Origin of the sequence: Bacillus sp. OV166 (genome assembly GCF_900177675.1) — a bacterium.
In the GTDB taxonomy this organism is placed as follows: domain Bacteria; phylum Bacillota; class Bacilli; order Bacillales; family Cytobacillaceae; genus Neobacillus.
The window spans coordinates 5,290,704-5,311,266 of sequence record NZ_FXWM01000001.1 but is presented as its reverse complement, the minus strand read 5'-3'; the positions used below and the strand labels follow the sequence as shown (position 1 = coordinate 5,311,266).

The 20,563-nt window shown below is 38.5% G+C and carries 16 protein-coding genes and 1 other annotated feature; of the genes, 8 read left to right on the top strand and 8 right to left on the bottom strand.

Annotated elements, in window-relative coordinates:
• The first annotated feature begins 247 nt into the window (after window positions 1-247).
• The gene (ccpA, locus tag CCK98_RS26140) at window positions 248-1,246 is read left to right on the top strand and encodes a catabolite control protein A (protein WP_088089276.1); all 999 of its coding nucleotides are present in this window, start codon (window positions 248-250) and stop codon (window positions 1,244-1,246) included.
• Window positions 1,247-1,283: 37 nt separating this feature from the next.
• Here ccpA and CCK98_RS26135 read toward each other — a convergent pair whose 3' ends face one another.
• From CCK98_RS26135 to CCK98_RS26125, 3 genes are read right to left on the bottom strand one after another with little or no spacing between them, the layout of a single operon-like run.
• Complete coding sequence (locus CCK98_RS26135) at window positions 1,284-2,456, bottom strand: acetoin utilization protein AcuC (RefSeq protein WP_088089275.1); 1,173 nt, start codon at window positions 2,454-2,456, stop codon at window positions 1,284-1,286.
• On the bottom strand, window positions 2,453-3,100 hold the full coding sequence (locus CCK98_RS26130; RefSeq protein ID WP_088089274.1) for an acetoin utilization AcuB family protein: 648 nt from the start codon (window positions 3,098-3,100) through the stop codon (window positions 2,453-2,455). The genes CCK98_RS26135 and CCK98_RS26130 overlap by 4 nt, the downstream gene beginning before the upstream one ends.
• Before the next feature lie 36 nt (window positions 3,101-3,136).
• On the bottom strand, window positions 3,137-3,769 hold the full coding sequence (locus CCK98_RS26125) for a GNAT family N-acetyltransferase (RefSeq protein WP_088089273.1): 633 nt from the start codon (window positions 3,767-3,769) through the stop codon (window positions 3,137-3,139).
• Between the two features lie 221 nt (window positions 3,770-3,990).
• Here CCK98_RS26125 and acsA point away from each other — a divergent pair, with 221 nt between their 5' ends.
• Window positions 3,991-5,709: an acetate--CoA ligase gene (gene acsA / locus CCK98_RS26120; protein WP_088089272.1), complete on the top strand. Its 1,719-nt coding sequence runs from the start codon at window positions 3,991-3,993 to the stop codon at window positions 5,707-5,709.
• Between the two features lie 115 nt (window positions 5,710-5,824).
• On the opposite strand, the gene CCK98_RS26115 is transcribed toward acsA, so the two are convergent.
• On the bottom strand, window positions 5,825-8,740 hold the full coding sequence (locus CCK98_RS26115) for a transglycosylase domain-containing protein (RefSeq protein ID WP_088089271.1): 2,916 nt from the start codon (window positions 8,738-8,740) through the stop codon (window positions 5,825-5,827).
• 145 nt (window positions 8,741-8,885) lie between these two features.
• Window positions 8,886-9,104: a binding site (T-box leader), on the top strand.
• Between the two features lie 47 nt (window positions 9,105-9,151).
• Here CCK98_RS26115 and tyrS point away from each other — a divergent pair.
• Both tyrS and CCK98_RS26105 read left to right on the top strand, forming a co-directional pair.
• The gene (gene tyrS, locus CCK98_RS26110; RefSeq protein ID WP_088089270.1) at window positions 9,152-10,405 is read left to right on the top strand and encodes a tyrosine--tRNA ligase; all 1,254 of its coding nucleotides are present in this window, start codon (window positions 9,152-9,154) and stop codon (window positions 10,403-10,405) included.
• A gap of 113 nt (window positions 10,406-10,518) precedes the next feature.
• Window positions 10,519-10,707, top strand: coding sequence for a hypothetical protein (locus tag CCK98_RS26105; protein WP_088089269.1), 189 nt, complete (start codon window positions 10,519-10,521; stop codon window positions 10,705-10,707).
• Between the two features lie 89 nt (window positions 10,708-10,796).
• Here CCK98_RS26105 and CCK98_RS26100 read toward each other — a convergent pair whose 3' ends face one another.
• The 3 genes from CCK98_RS26100 to rpsD form a co-directional block, all read right to left on the bottom strand.
• Entirely contained in the window at window positions 10,797-11,216 is a 420-nt protein-coding gene (locus CCK98_RS26100; protein ID WP_088089268.1) for a hypothetical protein, read from the bottom strand.
• A 378-nt stretch (window positions 11,217-11,594) separates the two neighbouring features.
• Window positions 11,595-13,067 carry a hypothetical protein gene (locus CCK98_RS35635; RefSeq protein ID WP_179195930.1) on the bottom strand — a complete coding sequence of 491 codons (1,473 nt, stop codon included), beginning with the start codon at window positions 13,065-13,067 and terminating at the stop codon, window positions 11,595-11,597.
• A gap of 406 nt (window positions 13,068-13,473) precedes the next feature.
• A complete protein-coding gene (gene rpsD, locus CCK98_RS26090; RefSeq protein WP_088089267.1) occupies window positions 13,474-14,076 on the bottom strand; it encodes a 30S ribosomal protein S4 in 603 nt (200 codons plus the stop codon).
• 391 nt (window positions 14,077-14,467) lie between these two features.
• Here rpsD and CCK98_RS26085 point away from each other — a divergent pair, with 391 nt between their 5' ends.
• Both CCK98_RS26085 and megL read left to right on the top strand, forming a co-directional pair.
• The gene (locus CCK98_RS26085; protein ID WP_256942465.1) at window positions 14,468-15,898 is read left to right on the top strand and encodes a sensor domain-containing diguanylate cyclase; all 1,431 of its coding nucleotides are present in this window, start codon (window positions 14,468-14,470) and stop codon (window positions 15,896-15,898) included.
• Between the two features lie 91 nt (window positions 15,899-15,989).
• Window positions 15,990-17,174 carry a methionine gamma-lyase gene (megL, locus tag CCK98_RS26080; protein WP_088089265.1) on the top strand — a complete coding sequence of 395 codons (1,185 nt, stop codon included), beginning with the start codon at window positions 15,990-15,992 and terminating at the stop codon, window positions 17,172-17,174.
• Window positions 17,175-17,212: 38 nt separating this feature from the next.
• Here megL and CCK98_RS26075 read toward each other — a convergent pair whose 3' ends face one another.
• Window positions 17,213-17,695: a GAF domain-containing protein gene (locus CCK98_RS26075; RefSeq protein WP_088089264.1), complete on the bottom strand. Its 483-nt coding sequence runs from the start codon at window positions 17,693-17,695 to the stop codon at window positions 17,213-17,215.
• Window positions 17,696-17,851: 156 nt separating this feature from the next.
• Here CCK98_RS26075 and refZ point away from each other — a divergent pair, with 156 nt between their 5' ends.
• On the top strand, window positions 17,852-18,484 hold the full coding sequence (gene refZ / locus CCK98_RS26070; protein WP_088089263.1) for a forespore capture DNA-binding protein RefZ: 633 nt from the start codon (window positions 17,852-17,854) through the stop codon (window positions 18,482-18,484).
• A gap of 247 nt (window positions 18,485-18,731) precedes the next feature.
• Window positions 18,732-20,420, top strand: coding sequence for a septation ring formation regulator EzrA (ezrA, locus tag CCK98_RS26065; RefSeq protein ID WP_088089262.1), 1,689 nt, complete (start codon window positions 18,732-18,734; stop codon window positions 20,418-20,420).
• The last annotated feature ends 143 nt before the right edge of the window (window positions 20,421-20,563 follow it).

Sequence of the window (20,563 nt, the reverse complement as noted above, 5' to 3'; positions counted from 1 at the left end):
TTCAAGTAGATAGTTTTATGAAAAACCTTCTGCAACTCCTTTGCAGGAGGTTTTTTTGATAATATTTAGCTATTTAGCAAAAAATGTTGACAAATGCAATTGCGGCTTTAATCTTCTTGTCGTATCATTAAATACATATTAAAGATTGTTTACGTTCTCACAAACAAAAACAAAAACTAAATGTTTAAGTTTATACAAGCTGATGTAAAATAAAGAAAACGATGTTCGTTTTAGGAGAGTGTGTTAAGTGAATATTACTATTTATGATGTAGCAAGAGAAGCCAATGTTTCAATGGCAACCGTTTCCCGTGTGGTTAACGGAAATCCGAATGTAAAGCCAGTGACCCGCAAAAAGGTGTTAGAAGTTATTGACAGATTAGGCTACCGTCCAAATGCTGTCGCTAGAGGATTGGCAAGCAAAAAAACTACTACAGTTGGAGTTATTATTCCAGATATTTCAAATATCTTTTTTGCCGAATTAGCCCGTGGGATTGAAGATATTGCAACGATGTATAAGTACAATATCATTTTAAGTAATTCCGACCAAAACAAAGATAAAGAATTACATTTGCTTAATACGATGCTCGGTAAACAAGTGGATGGATTAGTCTTCATGGGTGGTAATATTACAGCCGAACATGTCGAGGAATTTGAAAAATCACCGGTACCGATTGTGTTGGCAGGATCGATTGAAGAATCAAACAAGATTCCATCTGTAAATATTGATTATGAAGAAGCGGTATATGACTCAATCAAGGAATTTATAGAAAAAGGTCATAAGAATATTGCCTTTGTAGTTGGACCACTTCATGAACCTAAAAATACGTTTAAGAAGTTGAGAGGGTATCAAAGGGCATTACAAGATTCCGGTATTCCTTATAATGAAGAACTTGTGGTTGAAGGAGATTATACGTACGATTCTGGGATTGAAGCGATAGAAAAATTACTTGAAGTGGCAGACCGACCTACAGCCATCTTAGTGGGTTCTGATGAGATGGCACTAGGCGTTGTCCATGGTGCAGAGGACAAAGGCTATAAGATCCCTGAAGATTTTGAGGTAATCACATCTGACAATACAAGGCTATCACTAATGGTGCGCCCGCAGCTAACAACCATTGTTCAGCCATTATATGATATTGGCGCGGTTGCAATGCGGCTCTTAACCAAATTAATGAACAAAGAACAGGTGTCAGATCAAATTGTGGTTCTCCCACATCGGATTGAACACCGACAATCAACAAAATAAAATAATGGGGTGGCCACATGTTGGCCACCCCACTTTTTTATACGGATTCGCTCTTTTGCTGACTTCGAATCGGATAAAGTGACTTTTCGAGGGTTAATAAATTCTTTTCGGTAATTTCTGCTTTTCTAGGGATGGGAGTATATAGGTTTTCTGGATCGTCCCATTCCGTTGGTAACGATACAGGAGATTCCTTCTGCCAGGAAGCTAACCACTCCTTAGGTAAACTGCCATAACAGTTTGAGTTTTCTGTCATTTCCAGCCAAATAAAGGACCATGCTCTTGGAACTACCCTCCAGATATCATAACCGCCGCCGCCGACAGCAATCCACTTCCCGTTACAATACTGATGGGCAATTTCATGTGCAAGCCTTGGTATCTCTCGATAGATTTTCATTGTTGAAGAAAGGTGTGTTAAAGGGTCCAAATAATGGGAGTCTGCACCATTTTGGGTTAGAATCACATCCGGTTTAAAAAACTCAGCCACTTCTCTAAACGCATGTGTGTAGGCCTGCAGCCACGATTCATCTTCGGTAAAGGCATCAACGGGGATGTTAAAGGAATAGCCATAGCCTAACCCTTGACCGCGCTCATTTACATTGCCTGTACCTGGAAATAAATATCTTCCTGTCTCATGGATCGACAGGGTACATACATTTGGATCATCATAAAAGGACCATTGAACCCCATCTCCATGATGTGCATCGGTGTCCACATATAAGACACGAGCATTATATTTTTCCTGAAGATATTTGATGGCGACCGAGCTATCATTATAAACACAAAATCCAGATGCTTTTCCTCTGAATCCGTGATGCAATCCTCCGCCAAGATGAAGAGCGTGAAGTGCCTTTCCAGTCATAACCTGATCGACGGCCGTTAATGTCCCCCCAACAAGTGAGGCGCTTGCTTCATGCATGTTAGGGAATATAGGAGTGTCTTCCGTCCCAAGACCATAGTTTTCTGCTATATCTTGTGACAATTGGCCATTTCCCGCCTTTTTCACTGCTTCTATGTAACTTAGGTCGTGTATTAAAGCTAACTCTTCCATGGATGCCATTCTGGGCGGGATGACATCGTCTGGATTAAGAGCATTAATCTTCTCTAATAGGTCTACTGTTAACTTAAGCCGGAATTGGTCAAAAGGATGCTGATTGCTAAATTTATATTTCAGCAGCTCGTCTGAAAAAATAAAGGAACACTTATCGCTCATATTGAAATCCCCGGAAGGTTTGGCCATAATACATGAAAGCCAGCCTGTTTAAGTTCTTGAATTAATATAGTGGGATTCATAGTTTGCAATCTTATCACAAGGATTTTATATTGCTCATCTGTTTTATCAGGGTAAACTAATACACTCAATATATTTGCTTTCCGGTTCTTAATAACAGCAGTGATTTCACTGAGTTTACCCGCAAGATTAGGGATCTTAATTTCAATTTGTGATCCTGGCTGATGGGCCCCTGTTAATTCAACCAATGTCCGCAGCAAATCTGTTTCGGTCAAAATTCCAACCAATTCCCGGTTATTTATGATCGGCAGACAACTGATTTTATGCTCATAGAAGAGACCTGCCACTTCCTCGACGAAATCAAGAGGATGGCCTGTAATGACATTCCGTTCCATAATCGCCTCAAGTGGCTTTTTCATATCCTCTGGATGCTCATTGGCATGAAAAATAGATGGAGTTGCCTCATGTATTTTCGAAACAGTGACAAGACCAACTAAATGTTTCTCATCATTAATTATAGGAATATGGCGGATTTTTCTTGACTCCATTAATTGGATTGCATCCGCAATGGTATCTGTTGGTAGAAGTACTGCAACATCTATTTTCATGATTTGTTCTACAATCATAAGAAAATCCTCCTTACCCAAATATCAGTAAAATGATTAATACATAAACCGGTTCATAAATCTGAGACGGTCAAATTTTTGGATGGTTTCCATATCGATTCTTTTTCCCATCCTAGCCATGAGACAATTAGCAGGGTGTGAACAAATTTCAGGATCATCGGTTGCATACCACTCAAGGCCGCCCGCATTCATCATTTTTTCCATGATCTTCCGATACTCCCACACATTTAGTTTGGTACCCTTTAAATCCCAGTGCCAATAGTACTCTGTTGTTATGGTAAGATAATCTTCCATCGCATCATCCATCATGGAGACAATTAATAGGCTTTTCCCGACTGCACATCCCCTAAATTGAGGAATCACCTCGATGGCACCTAATTCGATTAAATTATCCATTTTGCCTTCTGACCATCGTTCAAGCGGGTCAGGATATAGGAAAGTAACATATCCGACTATGGTGTTTCTGTCCCTTGCAATAATAATTCTACCTTCTGGAAGCTCTGCAATACCAATTAAAGCCTGATGCTGCTGTGCAGGAGGGCGGAAGGCAGTGAGGTCTTCGTGAAATTCATAGCCAGCAAGTTTATCTGAAGTAATAGGCCCTTCAACAATTATAGACCCGTGAGGTGTTTTTAATTGTTTGGCATTGTATGTCTTTTTGTGTTCCATACGGTCACCTACCCTGGAAAAATCTTTCTAATTATAATTCTATTATACATAAAATCTATTACAGAAAAGTGACTTCACAAAATTTTCTGTCTTATAGTAAAAAAATATTGACATTTTATGTATAAATATAAAAGAATAATAATATAGTACTTTTTTAAAAATTGTGAATAGTTATTATTTGTACTATAATAATTTTAAATAAAGTCAAAGGGGGAGATTGAATGAAAGTGGAAGCGTTGCCAGTTGTGCAAGGGGATCATAATCTAGGTAATTATCAAGAAATGTACAAGCATTTCGACTGGAAGGAAACAGAAAAGGAATTTACATGGAGTGAAACGGGGCTTGTCAATATGGCGTATGAGGCCATTGACCGTCACGCGAAAACCTTCCGGAAAAATAAAGTTGCACTATACTATCGTGATGGTTCAAGAAATGAGAAGTACACCTTTAAAGAAATGAAAGATCTATCAAACAAAGCGGGCAATGTGTTAAAAACTTACGGGGATGTAGAAAAAGGTGACCGTGTATTTATTTTTATGCCGCGCTCTCCAGAACTTTACTTTACCGTTTTGGGTGCAATCAAGCTTGGAGCTATTGTTGGTCCTTTATTTGAAGCATTCATGGAAGGGGCTGTCAGGGACCGTCTGCAAGACAGTGAAGCGAAAGTTTTAGTCACGACACCTGAATTGTTGGACCGGGTGCCTGTTCAAGACCTGCCTGCACTGAAGCATATTTTCCTTATCGGTAATAATGTTGATGAACAAGGCCGATATATTGACTTTTTGAAAAAATTTGAAGCCGCAAGCAAGGATCTTCGAATTGAATGGGTTGACAGAACGGACGGCTTGATCCTGCACTACACATCAGGCTCAACAGGAAAACCAAAAGGTGTATTGCATGTACATAATGCCATGCTTCAGCATTACCAAACAGCTAAATGGGTGCTCGATCTAAAAGAGGATGATGTTTATTGGTGTACTGCTGACCCAGGCTGGGTAACCGGTACTTCTTACGGTATCTTTGGGCCATGGTTAACAGGGTCTTCGAATGTGATTGTCGGAGGTCGATTTAGTCCAGAATCCTGGTATCAAATGATTGAGGACTTTGGTGTAACCGTTTGGTACAGTGCTCCTACGGCATTCCGAATGTTAATGGGTGCAGGTGATGAATTGGTTAAGAAATTTGACCTAAGCAGTCTACGCCATGTTCTAAGCGTCGGGGAACCATTAAACCCTGAAGTTGTTAAATGGGGGGCAAAGGTATTCAATAAGCGAATTCATGATAACTGGTGGATGACAGAAACTGGTGCGCAATTGATTAGTAACTATCCTTGTATGGAAATTAAACCCGGTTCAATGGGGAAACCGATTCCAGGTGTAGAAGCAGCGATTGTTGACAATCAAGGGAATGAACTTCCGCCGTATCGGATGGGGAACCTCGCGATTAAAAAAGGCTGGCCTTCCATGATGAATACAATTTGGAATAATCCAGAGAAATATGAATCATACTTTATGCCAGGCGATTGGTACGTTTCAGGCGATTCTGCTTACATGGATGAAGAGGGCTATTTCTGGTTCCAGGGCCGTGTCGATGACGTTATTATGACCTCAGGGGAGCGCGTAGGACCGTTTGAAGTAGAAAGCAAGCTAGTCGAGCATCCTGCCGTCGCTGAAGCCGGTGTCATCGGTAAACCAGACCCAGTTCGTGGTGAAATCATTAAAGCCTTCATTGCACTCAGAGACGGCTATGCTCCAACGGACGAACTAAAAGAAGAAATCAGGCAATTTGTGAAAAGAGGTCTTGCCGCTCATGCAGCACCAAGGGAAATTGATTTCCGTGATAAGCTGCCGAAAACAAGAAGCGGGAAAATCATGAGACGTGTGTTAAAGGCATGGGAACTAAACCTGCCAACAGGTGACCTTTCTACAATGGAAGATTAAAGACCGGATTTCCATTATGGGAAAAGAAAATGACTTGAGCCAGGCTAGATGCCTGGCTTTTTAGTGTTCTAAAAACAGAAAAAACCGCACCAACTATCGGTGCGGTTTTAAATATTTACGGTGTTTTTGTTGGCTCAGTCGGTTTAGTTGGAACATTAGGGCCATTCGGTACACCAGGTTTAGCAGGGCCATTCGGTACACCAGGTTTAGCAGGGCCATTCGGTACACCAGGTTTAGCAGGGTCTTTCGGTACTGCAGGTTTAGTTGGATCTACAGGTGGTGGTGTTACTATTACTCCAGCCTCAACCAGATTCGAGGGGGCAGACTCTCTACCAGCAATATCGACCGCCGTTACATAATAGGTACCAGTGCCAGCTTGAAATGATCGATTTGAGCCATTGATCACACTGCCTACTTTTGCTGAAACTAATCCACCTTGATAGACGCGGTAACCGACAACATCATTATCACCAGATGCTGACCATGTTAATGTATTTCCTTCTACTTTTAAGACGACACTGTCAGGGTTCTTCCCGTTATCGTACATTTTTGCACTTGATACGAGAATTTTCCCCCAGCGCTCCTTCTGTGGAATTAGTTGTCTATAATTATGGAAGTTACTTCCAACAATGCGTTTGATAAAATCAGGATTTAAAATGAGACCAAATTGGGCAAACTCTTTTGGTGTAGAATCCAAGGCCAAATATTTTTTGTCGCCAACCATAACAAATTTTCCTTCAATTAAGCTATCATCAACTCTTGTTGGTACATTATTGACATTAAAGTAATCTGTTTCGATTAATCCTGCTTTTGAACATGCCTCGGAAGGAAGCATTCCGGAAACTGCACAATAAGAACGTTGTACGATTCCTTTTGGCATTTTAAATGACGTCTTTGGAGCAATTAGATCAGGTTTAATTTTATAGGCAGCGTTCATTAACTGAGCCCATAAGTTATTGGTCCGTGAACTATAAGACATACCGGATGTCTGGAGCGATTTTGGTGTATCATACCCTCTCCACAGACCAAAGGTGACATTAGGGTTTGAAGCAACGAACCAAGAGTCAATATATTGATTTCCTGTCCCCGTTTTCCCAGCCCAGTCCGCACTGAAATTTAGTTTGCTTCTAACTCCTGCTGCCGTTCCCATCTTTACCACGTCACGCATCATATCAATCGTTAAATAGGCTGTTTGCGGCTTAAAGACATTAACAGGCTTCACTTCGTGCTGATAGATAACCTTGCCGTTTTTATCGACAATTTTATCAATCATATAGGCATCAATAAATTTTCCATCATTAGCAAAGGTACTAAATGCGTTCGTATTTTCTTCGATGGTTACCCCATTTGTCATCGATCCAATCGAAGTAGCTAGATTGGTATAATCATCTTTTCTTAAAGAAGTAAATCCCATTTTTTCAAGATACTTGGCGGGACGTTGATCAACGATACTCTTGTAAAGCTTAACCGCTGGTACGTTATAGGATTTCGCCAATGCATATCTTGCTGAAACCAGTCCACTGTACCGATAGTCATAGTTTTGCGGCCAAGGATCACTTCTGCCGGGAGCAAGACTTAACGCTACATTTGGCAGCGGTGTTCCCGGAGCTGCTTTTCCTAACTCAATCGCTGGTGCATAGACAAGAAGTGGTTTCATGGTAGAACCGTTTTGTCTGATGGCACTGGTTGCGTGATTAAGCTGTTGATCGTCATAATTCCTTCCAGCGACAAAACTGATAATTTTTCCAGTCTTGTTTTCGATCAGTTCCGCCCCAACCTCCGCAGGTTCCATAACTGTTTTTATTTCTCCTGTTTCAGGATCCTTTTTTTCTTGAGGCTTATCGGGTCCGTAATATTGATAATTATCCTTAACCTTTTGCATCGCATCGTATATGTTTTTGTCTATCGTCGAATGAATCTTGTATCCATTTTGACGCAAAGCATTTCGAGCTAATATTTGATATTTATAAGCAAGATTGTCATCGTTTTTTAACTCTTCCTCTGAAATCCCATCATTTTTTGCTAAGACAGTAGTCAGGACTTCAATCGAACGCTTTTCAATTTCGACTGTTAACCATGGGTATTTTTCCAGTGGGTTTGCGACCGGTTTGATAAAATCCTTTTTAATATCGTAGGCAGAGGCTTGCGCATATTCATGCTCGTTAATATAGCCACCGTCAAACATTCTCTTTAGGACGGTTTTCATCCGTGTGAGACCTGGTTCGAGATATTGCGGTTCTTTTATCGTCCCTTCCCGTGTAAAAGGGGTATATCCAAACGGGCTTTGAGGCAACCCTGCAATGAAAGCGGCTTGCGGAAGTGTTAAATCACTCGCCTTTTTACCAAAGATCCCTTTTGCCGCTGCTTGGACACCAGCAATGTTTCGTCCAGACGAATTTCTTCCTAAGGTAGACACATTAAGATAAGCTTCAAGAATTTCTTTTTTATCAAAAAATTTCTCTAAACGAAGAGCAAGTAAGATTTCATTGGCTTTCCTTTGAAACGAGACCTCATTTGTTAAGATTTGATTTTTTATTAATTGCTGTGTTAAGGTACTACCGCCGGATTGAACTGCAGAATTTGTCACTTCCTGAAAAACGGCCCGAAATACAGCTTTTGGGACAACACCTTTATGCTTGTAAAAGTATTCGTCTTCAGTTGCAACTACCGCATTGACTAAATCATTTGATACATCGTCCAATTTTACTTCTTCCCGTTCCAAGTCGGTGTGAAGTTTACCAAGATAAACATTATCCGAAAAATATAACTCAGAAGTTTCCGTATAGTTATAAATATCTTTTTTCATGCTGTCATACGATCGAACAGGTTCATCTTTTACAAGTGAAGCAAAATAACCAGCACCAACACCTGTGGCAAATGATCCGCCAAGAATGACGACTGTTAATACAAGGAGTAACAGATTCCAAACTACTTGATATGTGATTCGTGCACGTTTAACCGTTTTTCTATGGGTAAATATGTTCAGTAAGGATTTTGCTTTTTCTATCCATGCTTGTAATTTTTCAACCATCTATAGTATCACCTCATCTAAAATCAAGTACATTATAGCATACCAAAGGTTTAAAAACTGACAAACTTCTACATTTATCTGAAATTTCCAGTTGGGTTTGACAAGGAGCTTTATATATGGTAAAAAAAGCTATACATTAATTTTATAAAAAGCTGTGAAGGGAACCAACTGTAGTTCTTCTATCCCTGTTTTTAGAGAGTCAGCGGTGGTGCGAGCTGATACATATAGAAGAGTGAATTACTCCCCTGAGCTTTCTCTGTGAAACCTGATTTTTAGTAGCGGAGAACGGCCTAAACCGTTAATTTTTTGAGTTGGAGGAATTTTCCTCAAGCTGGGTGGTACCGCGTAAATTTACGTCCCTGCATTTTTGCAGGGGCGTTTTTATTTTTTTACCAAATGGGAGGGAATAGGATGGATTTATTACAGGATTTGGCATGGAGAGGAATTATCTATCAGCAGACGGATGCAGAAGGTTTAAAGGATACATTAGGCAAGGAGCAAATTTCTTTATATTGCGGTGTTGACCCAACCGCAGATAGTATGCATATCGGCCATTTGCTGCCATTTTTAACTCTTAGAAGATTTCAGCAGCATGGACATCGTCCGATTGTGTTAGTCGGAGGAGCGACAGGCTTGATTGGAGATCCAAGTGGTAAAAGTGAAGAACGAAAGCTGTTAACATTAGAAACAGTGCAGGATAATGTAGCAGGTATCAAAAAGCAACTTGAATCTATTTTCGAATTTGAAGGTGAAAACGGGGCGATCATGGTTAATAACTATGATTGGGCAGGCTCAATGGATGTCGTTACCTTCTTGCGTGATATCGGCAAGCATATCGGTGTCAATTACATGCTGGCGAAGGATACCATTGCATCAAGGCTTGAGACGGGTATTTCGTTTACAGAATTCACTTATACTATTTTACAAGCGATGGATTTCCTTCATTTATATGAGCATCACAACTGTAAATTACAAATTGGCGGAAGTGACCAGTGGGGGAACATAACTTCAGGATTGGAATTAATCCGCAAAGTTCAGCCAGAAAGCTCGAAGGCATATGGGTTAACCATTCCGCTTGTGACAAAAGCAGATGGTACAAAGTTTGGAAAAACGGAAAGCGGTGCCGTTTGGTTAGATCCTGAAAAAACTACCCCATACGAGTTCTACCAGTTCTGGATTAATACGGCTGATGCAGATGTGGTGAAATACTTAAAGATTTTCACATTCCTTTCGCACGAGGAAATTGAACAATTAGAAAAAGCTGTTCAGGAAGAGCCGCATCTTCGTAAGGCACAAAAGGTATTAGCTGAAGAACTGACTCGTTTGATTCACGGTGAAGATTCCTTGCAACAGGCCATCAAAATTTCCCAGGCGTTATTTAGCGGGGATGTAAGAAGTCTTTCAGGTGCGGAAATCGAGCAGGGCTTTAAAGATGTACCAGCTTATACTTCACAAAATGAGGAGAATTTGGTCGATCTTTTGGTTGCGGCGAAAATTTCCCCATCCAAGCGTCAAGCACGTGAAGACATCTCAAATGGTGCAGTTACTGTTAATGGTGAAAAAATTACGGACAACGCTTATATCTTAGCTGAATCCGATCGAATTGAAGGAAAGTTTACGATTATTAGAAGAGGTAAAAAGAAGTATACATTAATTAAATACTAATAAAAGAAGGGCTTTGGAAATCAAAGCCCTTTTTTTGCTATAAGGATATCCGTGTAACAACGGGTTAATTTATTTCGTCTAATATAAAAGGAACGAATATGGGGGTGAATGTATTGAAAATTTTATTACACGCCGTATTTATTATTCTCATCGCACTTGTTACATTTTTCGGACTTGGTCCTGTTTTATATGCAGACGGGGTATTACAAGAAAGATTATCGACTGCGGCTATCGTAGTTGTCATCTATATAATACTTGCCTTTTTATATCGGAAATCTATCAAATGGGTCAATCGAGGATAGAAAAAGCTCTCATACCAATGGGTATGAGGGCTATAACCTTATTAACGTGACTCATGTCCTCGTGACTTAGGTTCTTCGGATTCAGCTTTTTAATTTTTACTCCTATAACTAACATTATTAATGTAGAACATGGGAATGCGAACGAGTTCCTCATTAGCGACCAAATGAACAAAATCATCTTTTACCTCACAAAGTACCCCCTTAACCATTTCAGAACCCCCACGATTAATTTTTACCCAATGATATTTCAATGATTTAAGTAGGTCTTTGAATTTCTCAGCATTTTTAAAATTCTCAGGAATTTCAGCGTCGAATTCCCACTTCCCTTTCATATTTTCTGTAAAACTTTTAATGTGTTGAGTTTTGTAATAAACAACTCCATCTTCTTCTGTAAGAACGACGATATAATCGTCTCTTTCAGCCAATAACTTCCCAATTTTGGATTCCGATCCGTCTCGATTAACCTTGATTACTGTATCTTTAAAATATTTCATTAGGTTTTCACTCATATAAAAAATCTCCCCTTTAAGTTATTTAATTACATTTCATCATATGTATAACGGGAGGAACTTGTCCTAAGCAAATGGCCTGTCTTTAAATTGTTTGTCTTTTTCATTCTCTGTGGTGCAGCATGATTTTGTGCTGCAAGTCTCTTTATGTCTTATTAGTCAAAAAGAAGAAATAAAAAAAGAAGCGTTAGACGCTTCAATTAGAGGAAAGTGTGAAAATTGACACTCGCACTAAATATTATTAAAACTAAAACGGCTTGGGCAAAAACAAAATTTCATGAAGAAGTAACTTATTTAATGAGTGGATACTATCAAGCGTTTTTGTTGACAGTGTCCCTTCATTTTCAACTACTTGCGAACGACTATGAGTGAGAAACTTTAAAAATTTAATCTTCGTAAAATCTTTCTCAATGAGAATAATGAGAATAAAAGAGCTGACATATCAAGTTCATTTTCAATAGATGTTTTTTGCGAAGTTCCCTGAGGGCTATTATTGGTGTTATTGTTGTTATTTTCACTCTCAACGTTTGATTCTTGACGTAATATTTGGGAAGTTCCCTGAGGGCTACAATAGGTGTTATTGTTGTTATTTTCACTCTCAACGTTTGATTCTTGACGTAATATTTGGGAAATTCCCTGAGGGATACTATTGGTGTTATTGTTGTTATTTTCACTCTCAACGTTTGATTCTTGATGTAATATTTGGGAAGTTCCCTGATTGCTATTATTGGTGTTATTGTTGTTATTTTCACTCTCATCGTTTGAACCTTGATGTAATAATTGGGAAGTTCCCTGAGGGATACTATTGGTGTTATTGTTGTTATTTTCACTCTCAACGTTTGATTCTTGACGTAATATTTGGGAAGTTCCCTGAGCGCTACTATTGGTGTTATTGTTGTTATTTTCATTCTCATCGTTTGATTTTTGACTTAATTTTTCCGAAGTTCCCTGAGAGCTATTATTGGTGTTATTGTTGTTATTTTCACTCTCAACGTTTGATTCTTGACGTAATATTTGCGAAGTTCCCTGAAGACTATTATTGGTGTTATTGTTGTTATTTTCACTCTCAACGTTTGATTCTTGACGTAATATTTGCGAAGTTCCCTGAGGGCTATTATTGGTGTTATTGTTGTTATTTTCACTCTCAACGTTTGATTCTTGACGTAATATTTGGGAAGTTCCCTGAGGGCTACAATAGGTGTTATTGTTGTTATTTTCACTCTCAACGTTTGATTCTTGACATAATATTTGCGAAGTTACCTGAGGGCTACAATAGGTATTATTGTTGTTATTTTTACTCTTATCGTTTGATTTTTGACGTAATTTTTGTGAAGTTCTCTTAGGGCTGCTATTGGTGTTATTATTGTTATTTTTACTCTTATCGTTTGATTTTTGACGTGACTCATGTTTTTCCGATTTAGCCTTTTCAATTTTTACTCCATAACTAACATTTTTAATGTGGGACATGGCAATGCGAATGATTTCCCCATTATTGACCAAATGAACTAAATCATTTTTTACCTCACAGAGTACCCCCTCTACCGTCTCAGTACTGCCACGATTGATATTTACCCAACGATATACCAATGATTTAAGCAGGTCTTTGAAATTTTTAGCTTTTTTAAATTCGAAATCCTTCGGAACATCAACGTCGAATTTAAACTGCTCTTTCAGATTATCTGTAAAACTTTTAATATGTTGAGTTTTGTGGTAGACGAGCCCATCATCTTCCGTGAGAAGGCAGAGATAATCTTCACTTGCATCCATTAACATCCCAATTCTGGATTCTGGTCCGCCTCGATCAACCTTGATTATTCTATCTTGAAAATATTTCGTGAGGTTTTTGCCCATATAAAATATTCTCCCCTTTAAGTTATTAACTACACTGCATCGTATGTATAATGGGAGGAAGTTGTCCTAAGCAAATAGCCTGTCTTTTAATTGTTTGTCCTTTTCATTTTTTAACTAATAGGTGCTAAAGTTGAAGATCAGAGCTGTCATTTTGGCGGCTTCTTGTTGTGCTAACGGGGCAGGATAGTGAAATAAGGGTTCTATCATAAGGAGGTTTGTGGGGGATAATTCTGCGTTCAGGAATTATGGGTTTTCATCCAGCACCATCGGTTAATGAGAATAAATTCAAACAAATATGTTACTCTCTGTTCGGGTCAAAAGCATAGTAAAAATAAAAAAACCCTAGAAGTTGAGTAATATCAACATTTCTAGGGTTTTTATTATTGCTGGCTACGACACGTTATTATTAACGTGAGTAGAACTCGACGATAAGAGTTTCGTTGATTTCAGCAGGTAATTCAGAACGCTCTGGTAAGCGAGTGAAAGTACCTTCTAATTTGTCCGCATCAAATGTTAAGAAATCAGGAACGAAGTTATTAACTTCGACAGCTTCTTTCACAACATCAAGATTGCGAGATTTTTCGCGTAGGCTGATTGTTTGACCAGCTTTTAAGCGGTATGATGGGATATCTACACGAGCGCCATCAACTAAGATGTGGCCATGGTTTACTAATTGACGAGCTGCACGACGAGTGCGAGCAAGACCTAAACGGTAAACAACGTTGTCAAGACGTGATTCAAGAAGAATCATGAAGTTTTCACCGTGTACGCCGCTTAATTTGCCAGCTCTATCAAAAAGATTACGGAATTGACGCTCAGTTACGCCATACATATGACGAAGCTTTTGCTTCTCTTGTAATTGTAATCCGTATTCAGAAAGCTTTTTGCGTTGGTTTGGACCATGTTGTCCAGGAGCGTACGGACGCTTTTCTAATTCTTTACCTGTGCCGCTTAGAGAGATTCCAAGACGACGGGAAATTTTCCAGCTAGAGCCAGTATAACGAGCCATGAATGACTCCTCCTTAGTGTTTTTATTTTGGTAAAATAAAAACCGTTATGAGACGCTTTAAAGCCATTTTATTTTCATGCACCTTCGCCCTAGCAGCTAAGGGTTACAAGATACACCATCATTTAAAGGCAATCTACCTTTAAGAGGAATAAAATGAGACGAATAAAGTTTTCACATAGGCTGCAATATTTTACACAAGGACTATTATATAATTTTTATTCCTGTAAAGTCAAGAATATTTTTGGGGGATGATGATACAGGAGAAAATTATCGGAAAGATTATTTTAATAAAGTTAATAAATTATACAAATTAATGTCGCCAAAGTGTCTGAAAATTAACTATAATTAGGGTACTATGTATATATCTGGAATTAGATCGGGTGAAACCTATATGGAAATTCTCGAATGTGATTTACACATGCAAGTTAATAGATATAAACAATTACTACAAATTACAGAAAAACTTCATTCGTTCCTTGATGTTAATCTCATCTTGGGAGAATTATGCGTAGCCCTTAAGGAAGTGTTCCCTGACTATTCATTTTCCTTATTGCTTTCACAGGATACTCAAAGCCACAGTGACCTTCCGATTATTGAACTTGAATATGATAGTGAAAATATTGCTGCTATCAATGCATATGCAACCGGGGAGATTCAATTTGAATATTCCTCCCCTAATAAACATGCAATTATTTATGCCCCATTAAAAGGGAAGCAGGTAACCTATGGAGTCTTGCAGATAATTGCAGCGGATACGACTGAATTTATTGCATATGAGGTGGAGTTTCTTACATTATTGGCAGGTTCTGCGGGATGTTCTATGGAGAATGCCCACCTCTATCAGCAGTCAAAGAGGGAAATCTCAAACCTACAATTAATCAACGAAACTTCCCATTGTTTAAATTCTAACCTGCGCATGGTTGATACGATGACATATATGTCTGAACAAATCATCACTTCCATTGATGCACAAGAAGTTGGCTTTTTTTTATTCTCAAATGAACAAGCAAATGTAAAAATACTCCCAGGTTCCACTTCATACTTTTACACTAAACAGGCCCGACTCTACATTGATTATATAAAGGAAAAGATCGAAAAGGAAAAAAATCCTTTATTTATAGGAGATATCAATCTCCAAAACATAAAGAGTATGACAAGCTTTCATTCGATTCTTGCGATTCCGATGATTCAGAGCGAGAAATTAAAAGGTTTCTCCATTGTGATGCATCAAAAGCCTTATTTCTTTTCCTTTGACACATTTAAGCTCCTGCAGTCACTAGTTCATCATTCATCGCTAGCGCTTACCAATTCAATGCTCAGAGAAGAGTTAGAGCATATGGTAATTACAGACCACCTTACCAAGCTCCATTCCCGTAAATTTTTGGATGAAAAAATCCAGTGGTCAATGAAAGAGATTGAAGAAGGTACCTTTATTCTCCTCGATATTGATAATTTTAAAGAATTAAATGATACATACGGCCATCAGGTTGGAGATAAAGTTCTTGTTCAGGTTGCAAACCTTATTAAACGAAATATTCGCGGGCAAGATATAGGCGCCCGCTGGGGTGGGGAAGAACTGGCCCTTTATCTTCCTGGTGTCCCTTTAGACAGAGGGGCAGCCATCGCTGAAAGATTAGTTAAAAAGGTATCCGAATGCTCCGACCCGCATATTACAGTGTCTTGTGGTGTTTCTTATTGGAATAAGGAACGGCTCGATGCTTATCATTTCTTATTTAAACGAGCTGATGAAGCGTTGTATATTGCTAAAGGAACTGGGAAGAACAAAGTGGTCATTCAAGGAAACAATATAATGGTTAGTTAGGGCATTGATTTCTGAATGCCCTAACTATATTCCCCCAACCTACATAATATATTATAAATATGAAAACGTTTTCAAACAGGAGGAATCCAAAATGGGGAAAAAGAAATCACGGTTTGAAACGGAAGTTATTCATTCAGGCTACTGGCCAAACGAACATCAAGACAGTTTAGTTCCCCCGTTATATCAAACATCTACCTTTACATTTACCAGTGCGGAACAAGGGGAAAGAAGGTTTGCAGGGCAAGAAGAGGGATTTATTTATTCACGCTTGGGAAATCCGACGGTGAAAATACTGGAAGAACGGATGGCAGTCCTTGAACAAGGTGAGGCAGGCTTAGCTTTTTCGTCAGGAATGGCGGCCGTGAGTGCAGTGCTAGTAGCCTTAACAAAAACTGGTGACCATATCCTATGTTCACAAGGAGTATACGGATGTACCTTCGGATTGTTGGAACTATTAAAAGGGAAATATGGGATTGAACACGACTTTTCTTTAATGGAATCGGCAGAAGCATTAGATCAAGAAATCCTCCCTAATACGGCTTGTATCTATATTGAAACGCCAATAAACCCTACAATGAAGCTGGTAGATTTGGAATTGGTGGCGAGGGTGGCAAATAAAAAAGGGATTCCCGTTGTTGTGGATAACACATTTTGTTCCCCATATATACAAACCCCTCTTACCCTCGGATGCAATGTTGTCATTCATAGTGCAACAAAATATATCTGTGGACATGGCGATGTTATAGCGGGTCTTGTCATTGGGGAGAAGGAGTTTATTAGGCAGGTGTCACGGACGACCCAAAAAGATATTGGCGGGATTATCTCTCCTTTTGATGCATGGCTGTTGTTAAGGGGGATTAAAACACTGCCAGTGCGCATGGACCGCCATTGTGAAAATGCCCAGAGGTTATTTGAATTTATGAAAAGTCATCCGAAAATTAAATCAGTGTATTTCCCTGGGGATCCAGAACACCAAGATTATTCGATCGCGAAAAAACAAATGAAACAATCAGGCGGGCTCATATCATTCACGATAAAGGGATCCAAGGTATCGGCACAACAGTTTATGAATCAATTACAATTAATAAAAATTGCGGTAAGTCTGGGAGACGCCGAAACATTAATTCAGCATCCTGCAACGATGACCCATGCCGTGGTTCCAGAGGAAGAACGAAAAAAAATGGGAATTGAAGATAACTTGCTGCGTCTATCTGTTGGGCTCGAAGCATGGGAGGACATTCAAGAAGACCTGGATCAGGCACTGGAAAGGATCTAAAGAGAAAAAGCACAGAGAGAATTTCTCTGTGCTATTTTCTATATATGTTCAACTAAAATTTCAACAAATTCTTCCAACATTTTTTGATCAAGTGCATCAAAACGATTTTTTTCAGGTGAATCAATATCCAGAACTCCAATTAGCTGCTCATTTTTAATGAGAGGGATAACTATCTCGGATTGGGAGGCTGCATCACAAGCAATGTGGCCGGGAAACTGATGAACATCTGCCACAAGAACGGTTTCTTTTTTCAAAGCAGATGTCCCGCATACACCTTTACCCAAAGGAATTCGTACACAAGCAGGAAGACCTTGGAATGGTCCTAATACTAGTTGTTGATTCGTATCCATTAAATAAAATCCGACCCAATTAATTCGGTCAAGAAATTGGTTCAAAAGGGCACTGGCATTGCTGAGATTCGCAATCTGATTGTTCTCATCGTGAATAAGAGCATGCAGTTGTTTTTTAACAAGATTATAATTTTCCTCGCGGCTTGCAGTATACATTTCGAAGTTAAACATGGTATTTCCCCTTTGTTTCAACAATTTTATTTATTATTTTATCAAATTTACAAGAAAATGAGCAGACTTTGTCGATTTTTTCATAAAGGAATCTGTGTTATAACAAAGAATTATAATGTAAGGGGATTTTTGGGTATACCAGAAGGGGGACAAATTATGAAGAAAAATGCTAAAGAAGCGATTGTTAAGGCCGCTATAACATTGTTTAAGTCCAATGGATACTCTGGAACATCAATCCGGGATATCGCCCGACTGGCAAAAGTAAATACGGCAACGATTGCCTACCATTTCGAAAATAAACCAGGTCTGCTAGAATATTGCTTTACGCATTTTTTTGAACAGTATATTAGTAAAATGGAAGAAGCCTACGCATCGATAGACAAGGGAGCAAAGGAGTGTTTAAAGCGAATTGTCACAGATTTACTTCATTATCAATGTGAAAATAGTAAATTAGCCAGTCTTGTCTATCGGGAAATGTCCATGGATTCGCAAGTGGTTCGCGAAATCATGTCAACCTATTTACTTAAGGAAAAATACTATTTTCAATTAGTATTTGAGCGTGGTTTTGAATGGAATGAATTCCGCCCTCACTCGATTCCTTATTTAATTATTCAACTTAAAGGATTATTGATGATGCCATTTATGAATACACATTATATGAGGGAAGTCTTGTATGTCTTTCCAAATGAACCATTTTTTGAGCAGAAATATTTAAAGGATATTAATTTGTGGATTGATAAAACACTATGCTCGGATGTACCAATGAAAATGAGTGCAGTCATAAAATAGCGGCAATCGCTATTTTTTTTTAGTTAATAGGAAAGTATAAATTCAACTGCGCCTCATGAACCGTCCTATCAGACTCTGCAATTGGTGAGTTTTCATTTATTTTACAAAAAAATTGAAAATAATAGTCAAAAAATGTCGTTAACATGGTATCATAATAGCATTGAATCGAACATTAAGAGATTTTTTTATAATAGATGCATGAAAACTGGAATTTGAAAGAATGTTTTGGGAAATAGGGGGCTTACTTGTGAAATATTTCATTGGATTTTTTATCCTTTTACTAGCCTTATTTGTAATTGGGTATTTAATAAAGAAAAAGTACTTTAAGGAAATGGATCGATTGGAAGCATGGAAAATCGATTTAATGAATCGTCCAGTACTGGATGAAATGTCAAAAGTGAAGCTGCTTAATATGACAGGGCAAACTGAAGAACTATTCGAACGCTGGCGAAATCAATGGGACGATGTGGTAACGGTACAGCTGCCTGATTTAGAAGAATTGCTTTTTGATGCCGAAGAGTACATAGATAAGTACCGATTCAGTAAAGCGAAAGGTGTCCAGCAAGCTATTGGAGCAAAGTTACAAGAAACTGAGGATCAAATAAAAAGTATATTAGAAGAGTTACATGAATTGGTTGGCAGCGAGGAAAAGAACCGAGTTGAAATTGAAGAGCTTAAAGAGCAGTATCGGGAATCAAAAAAAATGCTGCTTGCCCATCGTCACAGCTTTGGCAGTTCAGAAAAGTGCTTAGAGGAACAACTCAACGGCGTTTCACTAAAATTTCAGGAATTTGATGAGAAAACTGAACATGGTAATTATCTTGAAGCCCGTGAAGTAGTTTTAATGATTCATAGTCAGCTTGGAATGATTAAAAAAGATATGGACTTGATTCCACAGCTGTTAATTGAATGTCAATCACTTCTGCCAAATCAGCTTTCAGATATTCTTGACGGATACCGTGAAATGTCTGATCAAGAATACTATTTAGAACATATTAATTTGGAAAATGAAATCAAACGCTTAGAAGAGAAACTGGCTGAGAATCTAGAACTTATAGAAGCAACGAAGATTGATGAGGCAGTAGAATGTATAAAAGAAATAAAGGAAAGAATTGATGTCCTTTTCGATTTATTGGAAAAAGAAGTACACGCCAAGCATTTTGTCATAAAAAATGAAAAAATAGCAAGTGAACTTCTTATTTCTGCCCAAGAGGAAAATAGTCATCTTTCAAATGAAGTCATTCATGTTCAAGAAATCTACCAGTTATCTGAAGGTGACTTTGAAACGCAGCGACAGCTGGAAAAAGAACTTTCCACTGTTTATAAACATTTTGAGATTCTGATTGAAAAAGTAAAGTTAAACGAAACAGCACAATCAGTGGTTAGTGAAGAGTTAGCTCAAGTAAAAGAACAGTTGGATATCATCCGAGAAGGGCAGCAAGATTTCGCTTTAAAACTTCAAGCCCTTAGGAAAGATGAATTTGAAGCAAGAGAAAAGCTTAAAGAACTTACCAAGAAAGTTGGAGAGACGGTTCGTCTCGTATCTAAGAGTAATGTTCCTGGCTTACCAGAAGATTATAAGTATTTATTTGAGGATACAAATGAAAGTATTCAAAATGTGAGATACCAGCTTGATGAAAAGCCACTTAACATTTCTGCTCTCAATCAATATTTAGAAATTGCTGTATTAACGGTGGAGAAACTTACCAATTCAACGATAGAACTGCTAGAAAATGTGATGTTAGCGGAAAAAGCCATTCAATATGGAAATCGTTATAAAAGCCAATATCCAAATGTAGCCAAAGGATTATTGGAAGCAGAAATGGCATTCAGACACTATGAATATCAAGTGGCTTTAGAACAAGCGGCTGCAACACTTGATGTTATTGACCCAGATGCATTGAAAAAAATAAAAGCCACATTTGCAACAGAATAATAAGAAAAGCGGAAGTACACTAGCCGCTGGGCGTTGGAGCTAGACAGATCGCTGACTTCAAAAAATTATACTCTTTTAACACATACAAAAAACCGATCAGTGCACTTTTAAGCTGAATCGGTTTTTTGTTATTCTTTTTTTTG